General features: G+C 56.0%; 12 protein-coding genes and 1 pseudogene. 9 read left to right on the top strand and 4 right to left on the bottom strand.

Annotation, left to right across the window (positions count from 1 at the left end):
• Positions 1-50: 50 nt before the first annotated feature.
• The 5 genes from alaS to IQ273_RS20565 all read left to right on the top strand — a co-directional run bounded on the left by alaS (position 51) and on the right by IQ273_RS20565 (position 8,158).
• A complete protein-coding gene (gene alaS / locus IQ273_RS20585) occupies positions 51-2,672 on the top strand; it encodes an alanine--tRNA ligase (protein ID WP_228053476.1) in 2,622 nt (873 codons plus the stop codon).
• A 246-nt stretch (positions 2,673-2,918) separates the two neighbouring features.
• Positions 2,919-4,073: an NAD-dependent epimerase/dehydratase family protein gene (locus IQ273_RS20580; protein WP_194025036.1), complete on the top strand. Its 1,155-nt coding sequence runs from the start codon at positions 2,919-2,921 to the stop codon at positions 4,071-4,073.
• Positions 4,074-4,167: 94 nt separating this feature from the next.
• Positions 4,168-5,301, top strand: a complete 1,134-nt coding sequence (locus IQ273_RS20575) for a glycosyltransferase family 1 protein (protein ID WP_194025035.1) — start codon at positions 4,168-4,170, stop codon at positions 5,299-5,301.
• Positions 5,302-5,738: 437 nt separating this feature from the next.
• The gene (locus tag IQ273_RS20570) at positions 5,739-5,891 is read left to right on the top strand and encodes a hypothetical protein (protein WP_194025034.1); all 153 of its coding nucleotides are present in this window, start codon (positions 5,739-5,741) and stop codon (positions 5,889-5,891) included.
• Between the two features lie 875 nt (positions 5,892-6,766).
• Complete coding sequence (locus IQ273_RS20565; RefSeq protein ID WP_194025033.1) at positions 6,767-8,158, top strand: NCS2 family permease; 1,392 nt, start codon at positions 6,767-6,769, stop codon at positions 8,156-8,158.
• A 231-nt stretch (positions 8,159-8,389) separates the two neighbouring features.
• On the opposite strand, the gene IQ273_RS20560 is transcribed toward IQ273_RS20565, so the two are convergent.
• Together IQ273_RS20560 and IQ273_RS20555 are read right to left on the bottom strand one after the other, a co-directional pair.
• Positions 8,390-8,779: a hypothetical protein gene (locus IQ273_RS20560; RefSeq protein ID WP_194025032.1), complete on the bottom strand. Its 390-nt coding sequence runs from the start codon at positions 8,777-8,779 to the stop codon at positions 8,390-8,392.
• A gap of 45 nt (positions 8,780-8,824) precedes the next feature.
• Entirely contained in the window at positions 8,825-10,297 is a 1,473-nt protein-coding gene (locus tag IQ273_RS20555) for a site-2 protease family protein (protein WP_194025031.1), read from the bottom strand.
• Positions 10,298-10,482: 185 nt separating this feature from the next.
• Here IQ273_RS20555 and IQ273_RS20550 point away from each other — a divergent pair, with 185 nt between their 5' ends.
• The gene (locus tag IQ273_RS20550) at positions 10,483-11,187 is read left to right on the top strand and encodes an MBL fold metallo-hydrolase (RefSeq protein ID WP_194025030.1); all 705 of its coding nucleotides are present in this window, start codon (positions 10,483-10,485) and stop codon (positions 11,185-11,187) included.
• Positions 11,188-11,355: 168 nt separating this feature from the next.
• A complete protein-coding gene (gene ispG, locus IQ273_RS20545) occupies positions 11,356-12,597 on the top strand; it encodes a (E)-4-hydroxy-3-methylbut-2-enyl-diphosphate synthase (protein ID WP_194025029.1) in 1,242 nt (413 codons plus the stop codon).
• Positions 12,598-12,635: 38 nt separating this feature from the next.
• On the opposite strand, the gene IQ273_RS20540 is transcribed toward ispG, so the two are convergent.
• Positions 12,636-13,274 (bottom strand): transposase, encoded by a 639-nt coding sequence (locus IQ273_RS20540; RefSeq protein ID WP_228053474.1) that lies wholly within the window; start codon positions 13,272-13,274, stop codon positions 12,636-12,638.
• 457 nt (positions 13,275-13,731) lie between these two features.
• Here IQ273_RS20540 and IQ273_RS20535 point away from each other — a divergent pair, with 457 nt between their 5' ends.
• Positions 13,732-14,685, top strand: a complete 954-nt coding sequence (locus tag IQ273_RS20535; protein ID WP_194025028.1) for a type I restriction enzyme HsdR N-terminal domain-containing protein — start codon at positions 13,732-13,734, stop codon at positions 14,683-14,685.
• 31 nt (positions 14,686-14,716) lie between these two features.
• Here the strand turns inward: IQ273_RS20535 and IQ273_RS20530 are convergent, their stop codons facing one another.
• Positions 14,717-14,935 (bottom strand): helix-turn-helix domain-containing protein, encoded by a 219-nt coding sequence (locus IQ273_RS20530; RefSeq protein WP_194025027.1) that lies wholly within the window; start codon positions 14,933-14,935, stop codon positions 14,717-14,719.
• A 47-nt stretch (positions 14,936-14,982) separates the two neighbouring features.
• Between IQ273_RS20530 and IQ273_RS33850 the strand changes: the two are divergent.
• Positions 14,983-15,199: pseudogene (locus tag IQ273_RS33850) on the top strand (hypothetical protein); the annotation flags it as partial.

Here is a 15,199-nt window from a genome sequence, read left to right as displayed (position 1 = left end):
ACCCCTTCCCCCGTCCCATGGCAAAGTCCCCCACCTCAATCTCCACTAAAATGACCGGCGCGCAGATTCGCCAGACGTTTCTGGAGTTTTACGCGGCGCGGGGGCACGCCATTAAACCGAGCGCGTCGCTGGTGCCCGAAGACCCCACGGTGCTGCTGACGATCGCGGGAATGCTCCAGTTCAAACCCATCTTTTTGGGCCAGCGGGCGGCGGATGTCGATCGCGCCACCACCTCGCAAAAGTGCATTCGCACCAACGACATCGAGAACGTGGGCCGTACGGCGCGCCACCACACCTTTTTTGAGATGCTGGGGAATTTTAGCTTTGGCGACTATTTCAAGGAGCAGGCGATCGCCTGGGCCTGGGAGCTTTCCACCGAGGTATTCAAACTGCCCGCCGAGCGCCTAGTGGTCAGCGTGTTTCGCGAAGACGATGACGCCTTTGCGATCTGGCGCGACCAGGTTGGCATTCCCGCCCACCGCATTCAGCGCATGGATGAGGCCGACAACTTCTGGGCCTCTGGCCCCACCGGCCCCTGCGGCCCCTGCTCGGAGATCTACTACGACTTTCATCCTGAGCTGGGCGACGACAAGATTGACCTCGAAGACGACTCGCGCTTCATCGAGTTCTACAACCTGGTGTTTATGCAGTACAACCGGGATGCCGAGGGCAACCTGACGCCGCTGCAAAACCAAAACATCGACACCGGGCTGGGACTGGAGCGGATGGCCCAGATTTTGCAGCAGGTGCCCAACAACTACGAAACTGATCTGATTTTGCCGATCATCAAGACAGCGGCGGATCTAGCTGGGCTCGACTACACCAAGGCTGATGAGAAAACTAAGGTTTCTCTCAAGGTGATCGGCGACCACGTGCGGGCCGTGGTTCATATGATCGCTGACGGCATTACCGCTTCTAACGTGGGTCGGGGATACATTCTGCGGCGGCTGATTCGTCGGGTGGTGCGCCACGGACGGCTGATCGGCATTGAAGGGGCGTTCATCAGCCAGGTGGCGGAAAGCGCCATTCAGCTAGCCGAAGCCCCCTTCCCCAACACGCGGCAGCGTGAAGCCCAGATCAAAGCCGAGCTTGACCGCGAAGAGGCTCGCTTTCTGGAAACCCTGGAGCGGGGCGAAAAGCTGCTGGCCGACTTGCTCAATCGAGAGAGCCAATCGAACACAAAACAAATTGCCGGGACCGATGCCTTTGTGCTCTACGACACCTACGGCTTCCCGCTAGAGCTAACCCAGGAAGTGGCCGAGGAACAGGGTCTGACGGTGGACGTGGCCGGGTTCGAGACGGCGATGGAAGAACAGCGCCAGCGCTCGAAGGATGCCCACGAAACCATTGACCTGACGGTGCAGGGCAGCCTGGATTCTTTAGCCGAACACATTCACTCGACCGAGTTTTTGGGCTACAAAGACACCAGCAGCACCAGCAAAGTGGAGGCACTGCTGGTCGGCGGCGAGTCGGTAGAGGCGATCGCGGCGGGTCAGGAAGCCCAGGTGGTGCTGAACCAAACCCCGTTCTACGCCGAGTCGGGCGGTCAGGTGGGCGATCGCGGCTACCTGTCGGGCGACGACCTGCTGATTCGCGTCCACGACGTCAAAAAAGACGGCGACTTCTTCGTCCACTTTGGCAAAGTCGAGCGGGGTGCGCTGAAGGTTGGCGACCAGGTATCGGCGCAGATCGATCGCGCCTGCCGCCGCCGCGCCCAGGCCAACCACACCGCCACCCACCTCTTGCAGGCGGCGCTGAAAAAGCTGGTGGACCCCGATATTTCCCAGGCGGGTTCGCTGGTGGCCTTCGATCGCCTGCGGTTTGACTTCAACTGCCCCCGCGCTCTGAGTGCTGACGAAGTGCAGCAGGTCGAAGCGCAGGTGAATACCTGGATTGCCGAAGGGCATCAGGGCGATGTTACGGTCATGGCATTAGAAGAGGCCAAGGCCAAGGGCGCGATCGCCATGTTTGGCGAAAAGTACAGCGCCGAGGTGCGGGTGATCGACTTCCCCGGCGTGTCGATGGAGCTGTGCGGTGGCACCCACGTCAGCAACACCGCTGAGATTGGCCTGTTCAAAATTATCTCTGAGACCGGGGTGGCCTCCGGCACTCGCCGGATTGAGGCCGTCGCTGGCCCTGCCGTGCTGGAGTATTTGAACGTGCGCGACGCCGTGGTGCGCGACCTGAGCGAGCGGTTTAAGGCCAAGCCGGAGGAACTCAGCGATCGCGTCACCACCCTACAAACCGACCTCAAAACCGCTCAGAAGGATCTGGAGGCACTCAAGTCGGAGCTGGCGGTGCTCAAGTCCGATCAGCTGCTCGACAGTGCCGAAGCGGTTGGCTCCCTCAAGATAGTTGTGGCGGAGCTAGAAGGGGTCAGCGCTGACGCCCTCAAGACCGCCGCCGAACGCCTGCTGCAAAAGCTGGGAGCCGGGGCCGTGGTGCTGGGGTCTGTCCCTGAGCCCGACAAGGTGAGCCTGGTGGCGGCCTTTAGCCCTGAGGTGATCGCGCAAAAGCTACAGGCAGGCAAGTTTATCGGCGGCATTGCCAAGATCACGGGCGGTGGCGGTGGTGGGCGACCCAACCTGGCCCAGGCGGGCGGGCGCGATGCCAGCAAGCTGCCGGAAGCGCTAGAGAGCGCCAAGGTGCAGCTGCTAGAAACCTTGGGCTAGGGCTTATCTTAAATCTTGCTGGGTTATTCCCGATTGGGCTGGGCAAATGCCGTTCGCCTCTACCCGTCTACCTGTTTTTAATTGAGATTATTCGTGGGCCGACGAGAGACCCGTTATATTGGCAGGGGCGATCAAATCTTTGTCAGTAAAAAAAGCCCTGATCCCGTAATCTCATATTGAGTGGTTTACAGGTCCGCTAAACCTGGTAGATTGTCTTGGTATCGGCAAAGAGATTGAAGCATTGATATGAAAGTCCTTGTAATTGGCGGCGACGGCTATTGCGGGTGGGCAACTGCCCTGTATCTTTCCAATCGCGGCTACGAAGTCGGGATTCTAGATAGTTTGGTGCGGCGTCACTGGGACGCTCAGCTTCAAATCGAAACGCTGACCCCGATTGCCCCCATCCAAAACCGCTTGCAGCGCTGGAAAGACCTCACCGGCAAGCACATCGACCTCTACGTCGGCGACATCAACGACTACTCCTTTTTAGAGGAGACGATGCTGTCGTTTGAGCCGGGCGCAGTGGTTCACTTTGGCGAACAGCGATCGGCTCCCTTCTCCATGATTGACCGCGAGCATGCGGTGCTGACCCAGGCCAACAACGTGCTGGGCAATCTGAATTTGCTCTACGTGCTGCGTGACCACTTCCCCGAGTGCCACCTGGTTAAGCTCGGCACCATGGGCGAGTACGGCACCCCCAATATCGACATCGAAGAGGGCTACATCACCATTGAGCATAATGGTCGCAAAGACACCCTCCCCTACCCCAAGCAGCCCGGTTCCTTCTACCACCTGAGCAAGGTACACGACTCCCACAATATCCACTTTGCCTGCAAGGTGTGGGGCCTGCGCGCCACCGACCTCAACCAGGGTGTGGTCTACGGCGTGCTGACCGAAGAAACCGGCATGGATGAGCTACTGATCAACCGCCTCGACTACGACGGTGTGTTTGGTACCGCCCTCAACCGCTTCTGCGTGCAGGCAGCGGTGGGTCACCCCCTGACTGTCTACGGCAAGGGCAGCCAAACCCGCGCCTTCCTCGACATTCGCGACACGGTGCGCTGTGTGGAGATTGCGATCGCCAACCCCGGCGATCCTGGCATCTTCCGCGTGTTCAACCAGTTCACCGAAATGTTTAGCGTCGGCGACCTGGCCATGATGGTGAAGAAAGCCGGCAACACCCTGGGCCTGGATGTGGAAATCGACCACATGGACAACCCTCGGGTAGAGGCTGAAGAACACTACTTCAACGCCAAGAATACCAACCTTTTAGAGCTTGGTCTACAGCCCCACATGCTGTCTGACTCCCTGCTCGACAGCCTGCTCAACTTCGCCGTCAAGTATAAAGACCGCGTCGACAAGAGCCAGATTCTGCCCAAGGTTCAGTGGCGGCGCGATTAGTCATTAAATAGGCCAGAATCACGGCGTGATCTTGGCCTATTTACCCATTTATCCTTCCATTTTCAATTATTTTCCTTAGCACCCCTCGATTGTTATGCGAATTGCTCTCTTCACTGAGACCTTTTTGCCGAAAGTTGACGGCATCGTTACCCGTCTCAAGCACACGGTCGACCACCTGCAACGGCAGGGTAATCAGGTTTTAGTGTTCTCCCCCGAGGGCGGCTTAACCGAGTACCGGGGGGCCAAAATTCACGGCGTATCCGGGTTTCCGCTGCCGCTGTATCCAGAGCTAAAGCTGGCCTTGCCTCGGCCTTCGATTGGTGAGGCGCTGGAAGATTTTCAGCCTGATTTGGTGCATGTGGTAAACCCGGCAGTCTTAGGACTGGCGGGCATTTACTATAGCAAGACTCTAGATTTGCCCCTGGTGGCGTCGTACCACACCCACCTGCCCAAATACCTGGAACACTACGGCCTGGGCATGCTCGAAGGGCTGATGTGGGAGCTGATTAAGGCCATGCATAACCAGGCGCAGATCAACCTGGTGACTTCCACCGCTATGCAGGCCGAGCTGTCAGAGCACGGCGTTGAGAATATTGAGGTGTGGCAGCGCGGCGTCGATAATGAGTTGTTTCGGCCCGAGTTGGCCAGTGCCAAAATGCGCGATCGCCTCTCGGAGGGCCACCCCGAAGCCCCGCTGCTGCTCTATATCGGTCGCCTCTCTGCCGAAAAAGAAATTGACCGCATCAAGCCCGTGCTAGAAGCTATTCCCGGAGCGCGATTGGCCCTAGTGGGCGACGGCCCCTACCGCACCGAACTAGAGGCCCACTTTGAGGGCACCTTTACTAACTTCGTCGGTTACTTAGCCGGGGAAGATTTGGCCTCGGCCTATGCCTCCGCCGATGCCTTCGTGTTTCCCTCCCGCACCGAGACCCTAGGACTCGTTTTGCTAGAAGCCATGGCGGCGGGCTGTCCGGTGGTGGCCGCCAACTCCGGCGGCATTCCTGATATTGTTACCGACGGCGTCAACGGGTTTTTGTTTGACCCACTCGACGAAGCAGGGGCAATTGTTGCTACCCGCCGCCTGATTGAAGCCAAGGCCGAGCGAGAACTCATGCGCCGCAACGCCGTTGCCGAAGCCGAACGGTGGGGATGGTCGGCGGCCACCCGGCAGCTTCAACAGTTTTACCGTCAGGTGCTAGCGCAGCGAGCGTTACCAATGGCGGCTTAAGCGTGTGCCCGCCCAAAAAGCCTGGTCGGGGTGTTGTTTTGCGTATGCACCCTGCGGCGATCGATGCGTTCGGTACGGCCTGTGAAGGCCTATGTCTAAGCGGCCTCAGCGGGCTAACGCGATCGCTGCTCTGTCAGGTATATAGCTGTAGCCAATCGGATTAGGACGTCTGTCAGACGAGCGTTCAAACGTTTGAACGTTTTTAGGATTGATTGATGTCCTAACCCAGGTGACTCTGGCTATAGCAAACGTTCACGGGGTTAGGTTCAACGCTGGGGCAGTGCAGGGCACCCCCCCTACTTGTATAGCTATTTCAATAGCTTAAGCCTTGCGGTAGAACATGGCTTAAGTCAAATCAATCATTGAGTAGATGGTATTTTCTAGGGCTGTGACTAGATTGAATGTAATGTTTTTTGTATTTAATTGAGGTTAACAGTATGACTGCTGAAAAGAATAAGTCTTACGCCGAGAAGAACGAAGATCGCATTCAAGATTTCGTCGACAATCTTGACGAAAAAGGCACCGAAAGAAAGGAAAAGAAGAAAGCAGACTTCGAAGCTAAGGAATCTGAAGCCAAGCTGTCTGAGTAGCCGCTAAGCTCGTTCTGTGCTGTGGGGTAGATGTCGTTAAAGGCGGCTGGCCGATATTCACCCCACAACAGCCTAACGTTTGCGAAACACTTCTCAAAAGAAGAGAGCCAAAACCCGTACAAGCTGTCCCCTGAGCGGAGTCGAAGGGGGCAGCTTATGCGGGTTCTAACGATCTGCAATTGCTAATATATTGTTTGAATATTCATATTTTGTCCGTCGAACAGCCCTATGGCCTGCGGTGTGGCTGTGCAAAGAAGCATCTGCGTTGCTAACGCGATTGACCCTACAATATGCTTAATTTATAACATTAAAAACCTAAGGATTATTAGGTCCAAAACTCATTTGCTCTATCGCGGTATGGTGTGGTCTACTGAAACCTTAGGAATAGTAAATACGATCGCGATCGCGGCCCCTGAACCTAACCCCATATCGTATCGACCATGCCTGACGACCTTGGCCCATTTCTGATTGGTGTTGCCCTGCTGGTGCTGTATTTGAGCTGGTCGGCAGCGACCGAAATGGGTACGCGGTGGCCCTGGCGTAAGTAGAATTCCGTTAAAGATAGAAAGACTTCGTATTTAAATCGGCCTAAAGAGAGACGCAGCGGACATTACAGTATGCGTCGAAAACCGAAAGAATGTAGCAAAGGCAACAGATTCAACTGAGTAGATGTCGTGGACTAAGGGCTGAGACTATTGGCCTTGTGGGTAGATAGCCATCGTCAAGACGGTTAGGGTTTTCCAGCATTTCTGAGGCGATGGCTATACGCCAGCTAGCCGCCCCAGTTTTTGCTGTTGGCGATCGCCGATGTCCTAAGCGAACTGGCTACCGCTATAAACTGGCCACTCATCTATCCATTCACGAGGAGTTCTACCGTGACCCAGCCCACTGAACAGTTGCCCCAGTCGCCCCCCAGTTCGGGGCCAGGCAACAAAATCGCGGATTTTTTTGATTTTGCCGCCCACCGCACCAGCTTTCGCACCGAGGCGCTGGCTGGGCTGACGACGTTTGTGACGATGGCCTACATCCTAATTGTGAACCCGGCCATTTTGTCGAATGCGGTCTTTCTCAACGAGTCGGGAGATTTGTTTGGCGAACTGGTGATGGCGACGGGCCTTTCTGCCGCCCTGGCTACGCTAGTCATGGCGCTCTACGCCAAGCTGCCCTTTGCCCTGGCACCGGGGATGGGCATCAACGCCTACTTTGCCTTTACGGTGGTGCTCGGCCTTGGGATCGACTGGCGGGTGGCCCTGGCGGCGGTGTTCATTGAGGGGATTATCTTCATCCTCATGACCATCACTAACGTACGCAGCAAAATTGTGGCGGCGATTCCCGATGCGGTCAAGCACGCCACCACCGCCGGGATCGGCCTGTTTATTGCCTACATTGCCCTCAAGAGCGCAGGCATCATTGTGCCCTCGGAGGCGACCTTTACGACTTTGGGCAATCTGCGATCGCCCCAAACGGCCATGGCGCTGTTGGGCCTGGGCATTACCGCTGCGCTCTTTGCCCGTCGGGTGACCGGGGCGCTGCTCTGGGGCATTTTGGGCACCGCCATTCTCGCCTGGATTTTTGGCGTGTCGCCTTGGCCAACCGGGCTGATGGCCATGCCCCAGGCCCCTGTCGACCTGTTTGGTCAGGCTTTTGTGGGATTGGGCGAACTCTTTCGCATCAACTTCTGGGAGATGGTGGGGATCATCTTTGTATTCCTGTTTGTGGATTTGTTCGACACCATCGGCACGCTGACGGGGTTGGGCTCCAAAGCGGGCTACATCAAAGAAGACGGCTCCTTCCCAGGGGTTGAAAAAGCCTTTATGGCCGATGCGATTGGCACTACGGCTGGGGCGGTGCTGGGCACCTCAACGGTGACCACCTACATCGAGTCGGCCTCAGGCATTTCCGAGGGCGGACGCACTGGGTTTACAGCTCTCGTAGCGGCGGCGCTGTTTTTGGCGTCGGTGCTGTTTATTCCGCTGCTGCAGGGCATTCCGGCCTTTGCAACTGCCCCAGCGCTGATCATCGTCGGCGTGCTGATGATGTCGGGGGCCAAGAATATCGACTGGGATGAACCTGCCGATGCGATCGCGGCCTTTCTCACCATTATCATGATGCCGCTGGCGTTCTCCATTGCTGAAGGTCTTGCCATGGGCCTGATCGCCTTCCCGCTGATCAAAGCCTTCCAGGGCAAAACCAGCGATACTAGCATCGGCATGTGGATTTTGGCGGCGATCTTCCTGCTGCGCTATATCTTCGTCGCGGGCGGCTAGCACCGTTACGAGGAGTTTAGAATGCAACGTTCAAAATGACAGTCCCACCCTAGTTTTAAGGCTCTGCCGCTTCTGTTAGGAGGCGGGACCGCGACGAGCATTCCAATGCAGAGCACTGAAGGGGCAGCGAATGCTGCAGTGTTCTAGACCCCAGGGTTCTGATAGATTGAGCCGGAGAGAACGGCTATCCATCAGAGAACCCTGGGGTCTGTCGTGTCATGAAGAGAGGGACTACTTCAGCGCGTCAAAAGTATCGCCTAGGGCAGCGGTGAGGGTTTGGCGCGTTTGGGCGTGGGCCTGTCGCTCGGCCTCCAGGCGCTCAGTCAGCTCCTGGCAGCGCTGCACAAGGCCATCGAGATGCTGCTGTAGATCCTGAAGCGAGTTAACCCCGGTGAGGTCGCTGGCCTCAATCGCTGGGGATGCCGCCAGCTGCTGCTGGAGTGCTTCGAGCTGACTCTGAAACTCGGCGGTTTCTTCGCGCCGCTGCCGGGCTTCGGTTTCGTAGAGCCGTCGCCAGTTAGCGGCGCTGTTGTAGGCCTGGTCGCGATCTTTTTGGGTGTCGGCCAGCTGCCGCTGGAGGGTGCGCACCTCCGTAATCCACTGGGTCAGATCTTGGGACATGGCGGTTACCAAAACAATGGCCAGAACTAAGGGACAACCCTGGGGCTAATACAGCAGCCGAGTGAGAATCCCCGGTGCTGGCAGCACAATCATAACTAACAGTGTCAAGGCCAGCAGCCCCAGGAAATCGCGGCGATCGTCTAGCTCACTAACATCGTTGAGGGCAGGCTGGTCGGCCGCCGGAATAAAGAACAGTAGAATGGCCCAGATCATCAGCTCGGGGTGCACCAGGGCGAGGCCAAACACCAGCAGCCGGGCCACCTGACCGACCACCCCACCAATTCGCTGGCCGTACATGGCGTGGATGATATGGCCGCCGTCGAGCTGGCCTACAGGCATGAGGTTGAGGGCGGTCACGACTAGGCCCAGGCAGCCTGCGATCGCGATCGGATGCAGATGAATCGCCTGATCAGCGGCCACCTGGGTCCCCAGCACCAGCTTAGAGAGCAGCGTCAGCATCAGCGATGCTTTGGGATCGAGGGCCTCAAAGTTCAGCAGGCTAGAACCTTCCTCCGGGATGGGCACCACGGTCGACTGGCTCAGCCCCCACAGCAGCAACGGCACCGCCACCACCAGCCCCGACAGCGGCCCGGCAATGCCGACATCAAACAGGGCGCGGCGGTTGGGCACCGGCGACTTCATTTGAATAAACGCCCCTAGCGTGCCCAAGAAAAACGGTACCGGAATGAAGTAGGGCAAAGTAACCCGCATGCCGTAGCGACGGGCCGCCAGGTAGTGGCCCATCTCGTGGCATCCCAAAATAATCAGCAGGCCTAGGGCGTAGGGCAGTCCCTGCAAAATTAAGGCGGGCGCGTCCTGAAGCTGGTCTTCAGTCACCCCGGCCAGGTAGGTGCCCACCGCCGTCGTGGTGAACAAGGTGACCAGCAATAGCCCCAGGGCCAGCCCTGGGCGGGTCAGGGTTTTGGTGCTGCGATCGCCCTTCTCGACCTGAGGATTAGGCACCAGCGCAAACACTGGCTTGCCCTTTAAACCTTCCTGAAAGAGAACGAGAAAGCGATCGCCGAAGTGGCGGCGAATATTGTCGCGCACGGTGTCGTAAGCCACAGTGGGCGAGGCCCGCAGCTGTCCCCGGCAGATCATCGCCTGGGGGCGATACTCAATGTTTTGCAGGTAGTACACCGACCACGGAAAGCAGCCCTGCAGCGTCGCTTCTTCCTCTTTGTCGATGGGGCGCAGAGTGGGCTTGGGCGGTGGTGCGATCGCTGGTTTGGTATCGGTAGCCTCGGCTTCGGGTTTAGCGCTTGGGGGTACCGATATGCGCCCCTTTTGAATCAGCGCCCAGTATAGAATTGGGCAGGCAATAAACAGACCCAGCAGCAACGCTGTGGGAGCCGGTGCCTCGGGACCATTGGCGATCACCCAGCCCGTTAAAATAAATGCTGGCAACATCATCACCAGCCACAGTAGCCACACGGGGGTACGGGTGATGCGGCTAACGCTGCGCTGAAGCAGCACATAGGTCAGCAGACCAAGAACAAAAAGCCAGAAAAACACCATCGAGTAGCCAGTGGAGTGCAACGAGTGAAGCGGGGCAACGTGCTTTACGAAGACAGGGTGCAAAAACTGACCCTAGAAAACAGGCCCATTAAAACATTCCTGGTGGGCGCTAGCCCAGGCAGTCGGGGCAGGGTTCAGTTAGTATAGGCGTTTCAAAGGTGTTTCTCACCCCTTCTCCTGCACCCATGACAGCTGCTTCAGCCCCAGTTCCATCGCCTAGCCCAAAGGCTCCGCGCATGGTGTTTGACACTGTGTATGCGTTTCCCCCCAACCGCGATACCCAAGGAGCAACCGCTTACTTTATTGTAAACAACACCTCCGAAGGTCAACCGGCTAATCTACTAATCGATTCCCCCGCCTGGGACGAGGACAATCGTGAATGGTTGATGGCTCGCGGCGGTGTGCAGTGGCTTTTTATCACCCATCGGGGCGGTATTGGGCGAACCGCAGCTATTCACAAAGCCTTGAACTGCGAGGTGGTGATTCAAGAGCAAGAGGCCTACCTGCTGCCCGATACCCCAACCACGACCTTTCACCACCAATTCAGGTTTAGCCCCGAACTAGAGGCGGTCTGGACCCCCGGCCACTCGCCCGGCTCAGCCTGCCTCTACTACAGCGCCCACGGCGGCGTGCTGTTTAGCGGGCGGCACCTGCTGCCCAACCCTTCGGGCGAGCCAGAGCCACTGCGACTGGCCAAGACCTTTCACTGGCCCCGCCAGCTCCAGCAGGTCGAGGCGCTACGATCTCGCTTCTCTGCCGAGACCCTGGCCCACCTGTGCCCCGGTGCCAGCACGGGCTTTTTGCGGGGGCAGCGCAGCATCAATCGCGCCTACGAACGGCTTCAGCAGATCGATATTGAGGCGTTTCGGGATGTACAGCCGCTGCTCTAGTCAATCTTTTAGCCAATCTCTTTGGCCAAAATGAAGTCTTCATCACAGCGGCGGGCCATTTTTGCTGCCCTGGCATCTCTGAGCCGCCATTCTGTGGCACTCTGGGAGGTAGGTAAAATACTGCCAAAACCTTTACTTTCAAGCACCGGCAACCATTGAGCAAAGGCTATGCAAACGCTTCCCAACCCTGTCTCCTCGACCTCCGCTACCCCCGCCTTTGACCCCTTCGACACCACCATTCACCGTCGCCAGACCCGTCCGGTGCCTGTGGGTAGCGTCACCATTGGGGGCGGCCACCCGGTAGTGGTGCAGTCGATGATCAACGAAGACACGCTGGATATCAAAGGGTCTGCCGCCGCGATTCGCCGCCTGCACGAAATTGGCTGCGAAATTGTGCGGGTGACGGTGCCCAGTATGGCCCACGCCAAAGCCCTGGTCGACATTCGCAAAATTTTAGAAGATACCTACCAGCCTGTGCCCCTGGTGGCCGATGTGCACCACAACGGCATGAAGATTGCCCTAGAGGTGGCCAAGCACGTCGATAAGGTGCGCATCAACCCCGGCCTCTACGTGTTCGAAAAACCCCAGGCGGGTCGCACCGATTATTCCCAAACCGAGTTTGAGGACATTGGCACCAAAATTCGCGAAACCCTAGAACCCCTAGTAGTCTCCCTGCGCGACCAGGGTAAGTCGATGCGGATTGGCGTCAACCACGGGTCGCTGGCCGAGCGCATGCTGTTTACCTACGGCGACACTCCCGAGGGCATGGTGGAGTCGGCCCTAGAATTTATCCGCATCTGCGAATCCTTAGATTTTCGCAACCTGGTGGTTTCGCTCAAGGCATCGCGGGTGCCGGTGATGGTCGCCGCCTACCGGCTGATGGCTCACCGCATGGACGAGCTGGGTATGGATTACCCTCTGCACCTGGGGGTGACTGAAGCGGGCGATGGGGAGTATGGCCGCATTAAGTCTACGGCGGGCATTGCCACCCTGCTGGCTCAAGGCATTGGTGACACCATTCGCGTGTCGCTGACCGAAGCGCCCGAAAAAGAGATTCCTGTCTGCTACAGCATTTTGCAGGCCCTGGGGCTGCGCAAAACCATGGTGGAATATGTAGCCTGCCCCTCCTGCGGTCGCACGCTGTTTAACCTCGAAGACGTGCTGCACGAGGTGCGCGAAGCCACCAAACACCTGACGGGGCTTGATATTGCGGTGATGGGCTGTATCGTCAACGGCCCCGGCGAAATGGCCGATGCTGACTACGGCTATGTGGGCAAAACCCCTGGCTATATTTCGCTGTACCGGGGCCGCGATGAGATTAAGAAGGTGCCGGAAGACCAGGGCGTGGCGGAGCTGATCAACCTGATCAAGGCGGACGATCGCTGGGTGGAACCTGAGGAGAGTAAGTAGGGGAAAATCACTAATCTCCACTCTAGCTGAGGTAGCCGTCACCACTTTGATGGGTTGCAGGGATGCAGCTGGTCGTCTACCCAGGTTACAGGGTTATTTGTGATGTAGTAGCGCATGTGCTGGAGCGATCGCTCGTCCCGAATGATGTGGTCGTAATAGTTGCGCTGCCAAACGGGTGTGCCCGCTGCATCGCGCAGGGTGTTGATGTGTTTGGTGGTGGCCGATTTGTAGGAACGAATAACGGTCGAAATTGAACCCGAAGACATCTTGCCAAATACTGGAGTAAGAGGGTTTTGCAGTGTATCGCCAGGATTTGCGTAGGGGCTTTGCAGTGCAAAGCCCCTACAGGTGTCTTTAGCAACCAAAATCCCGTGTACATGGTTGGGCATCACTACCCATCCATCAAGTTCAATATGCGGAAAATGATCGGGAATGGCTTGCCAGCATTCTGCTGCTATCTGGCCAAATTCGTTTAATTGCATGTCACCTTCGACCACCTGACCAAAGAGGCAATGGCGTTGGAAAACGCAGATTGTGATGAAATACGCCCCTGCGGCGGAGTAATCATACCCCTTGAGGCGAATGGAGCGACGGTGGTGTTTGTTGGGGTTGTATTTCATCGGAGGACCGATTGCCGATGAGTTGAGTTTGCCCTTACGAGCCTGCGTTAGCAGCAAAGATGTGGATGGGGTATATCTGTGAAAGAATCAACTCTCTGGCTAGTTGGGGATAGAGATCATTGCGCCAGGATGTCGAGGGCAAACAACCGTTTGCCCCTACAGAGGTCTGCCGTAGGGGCAAATGGTTATTTGCCCCCTCGGGGTCTCCCACCTGTGACAAAAAACTGTTCGTTTGCCACCCCAGCGATTAATTGCCTGTAGATTGGGTGGCGCGCTAGCAGAATCCGATGTTCTTTGGTCTGGTGTTGGGTTTTTGCAGCCTTCGATCAAGTAGCCCTCACGCAGTGCATTGCTTCGCGAATGCGCCCTACGAGAATCTAGGAGCTCTCAGTAATTTTTAGGTGAAGTACTCAGCTTATTTTGGGAACACTCAACCTGACTGATGTAAGTTTTGATCTGTCAGAGTTTCGAGTGTTTGGATTACAGTCACGAGTGCGACCCCCTCACATACGTTATGACTACAACTAGTCTCAGCATAGTAGACAGCTATATAGGTTTTACGTCTTGTGACGACTGCAAGACTAGGTTCAGGGTGAAGAGCGAGTATCAGAATCAGATTGGCAAGCCTGTTAGATGTCCGAAGTGCAAGAACGTATTTGTGATGGAGTTGGTAGAGCCGACTCCACTTGAAGCCGTCTCTATTCAAGCCGCCAATACAGAGGAAGAGTCAGAGAATAAGAGCAATCCAAAAACAATTAAGCGGCGCACAAAAGCAGAAATTCGACAAGAAGCGATAGACTCTATTCGTGATGGCTTTCGCCGCCGCCATCCTCGATTAGTTGAAATATCAAACTCACCAAGGGCCTCCGAAGAAGAAGTAAGAAGATGGTGCATTGAAGCTCTAGAAAACGTGCTGGGATACAGCAAAAATGAGCTTGATACAGAAGTTAGGACACTAGGGGGAAAGGTTGATATTGCTCTCAAGCGAGGCGATCATATTTTCCTAGTAATTGAGTGCAAGAATATTCGAGCAAAACTGAATAATAACGTAAGAGATCAAGCTGCTGGCTATGCTACAAGCCTTTCCGCAGAATGGGCTGTTGTTACAAACGGCCAGATTTGGCGACTTTACCGTGTTATTCCTCAGGCTGGAAGAGATCCCCGCTTTATTGAGATATTTGATGTTTCTCTACTTGATGAAGATGGCGTTAGCGAAGTTGATGCAGAAAATTTGTATCTACTGACTTCTAAAGCTGTCTTTGGTGGCGACCTTGAGAATATGAGTCACTTAGTAGCCTGCACGAGCAAAAAGCGCATACTGCAAGCGCTTGCCTCTGAGCGAGTCGTCAAAGCATTGAGATTAGAACTTGCTACAACATACAAAGATGAGCAGGACAAAAATGTATCTCTAGATGATGGGGTCGTGGAGAGCGCTCTTCAAAATGCGTTGGGTCTAGGCGATTTGTAATATTTATCTCCGCAAAATAGGCTTTACAAGCTTATTTTTTTGTTGCGATCGCCAGTTCATCCAACGTACAGCCAAGGATCTCTAGAAGCTTCTGCACCTGAGAAACCGTCATCTTAGGCACGTTAACACTAGTTTCCCATACATAAATTGTTTTCTCTGTAACCCCCAATGCATTTGCCACCTCGCGGCGGGTCAAACCCGCACGGGTACGCAAATCCATCAGCCTGGCTTGCTGACTTTGGTCAGACATACTATACTGCTCAGTAATTACCGTTCGGTATAGAAAGAACGGTATATTTGCCTGGTCGCATTGAAGCTTTCTTCGAGGCGACTCGATTCCACAGTGTCGCATTCTGCGATGGGTTTCGCACCCTTCGTGCAGTTTCTTGCGGCAAAAGACCTCCGAGTTTTTGTAAAAACTCGGAGGTCTGGATCCCTTTCATCATTCCTTATCACCCAATCGCCATGTCAGACTTCATCCCCAACAGCGAAATCTATAACCTGCCACCCTCCG

It is taken from the genome of Nodosilinea sp. LEGE 07298 (genome assembly GCF_015207265.1).
Classification (GTDB): Bacteria; Cyanobacteriota; Cyanobacteriia; order Phormidesmidales; family Phormidesmidaceae; genus Nodosilinea.
The sequence above is the reverse complement of the archived record's forward strand: the minus strand, read 5'-3'. Positions and strand labels throughout refer to the sequence as shown.

Bases quoted from the DNA above. Each gene is read 5' to 3' on its own strand.
- alaS (WP_228053476.1), top strand. From the start codon at position 51: ATGACCGGCGCGCAGATTCGCCAGACGTTTCTGGAGTTTTACGCGGCG.
- IQ273_RS20580 (WP_194025036.1), top strand. From the start codon at position 2,919: ATGAAAGTCCTTGTAATTGGCGGCGACGGCTATTGCGGGTGGGCAACT.
- IQ273_RS20575 (WP_194025035.1), top strand. From the start codon at position 4,168: ATGCGAATTGCTCTCTTCACTGAGACCTTTTTGCCGAAAGTTGACGGC.
- IQ273_RS20570 (WP_194025034.1), top strand. From the start codon at position 5,739: ATGACTGCTGAAAAGAATAAGTCTTACGCCGAGAAGAACGAAGATCGC.
- IQ273_RS20560 (WP_194025032.1), bottom strand. From the start codon at position 8,779: ATGTCCCAAGATCTGACCCAGTGGATTACGGAGGTGCGCACCCTCCAG.
- IQ273_RS20555 (WP_194025031.1), bottom strand. From the start codon at position 10,297: ATGGTGTTTTTCTGGCTTTTTGTTCTTGGTCTGCTGACCTATGTGCTG.
- IQ273_RS20550 (WP_194025030.1), top strand. From the start codon at position 10,483: ATGACAGCTGCTTCAGCCCCAGTTCCATCGCCTAGCCCAAAGGCTCCG.
- ispG (WP_194025029.1), top strand. From the start codon at position 11,356: ATGCAAACGCTTCCCAACCCTGTCTCCTCGACCTCCGCTACCCCCGCC.
- IQ273_RS20535 (WP_194025028.1), top strand. From the start codon at position 13,732: ATGACTACAACTAGTCTCAGCATAGTAGACAGCTATATAGGTTTTACG.
- IQ273_RS20530 (WP_194025027.1), bottom strand. From the start codon at position 14,935: ATGTCTGACCAAAGTCAGCAAGCCAGGCTGATGGATTTGCGTACCCGT.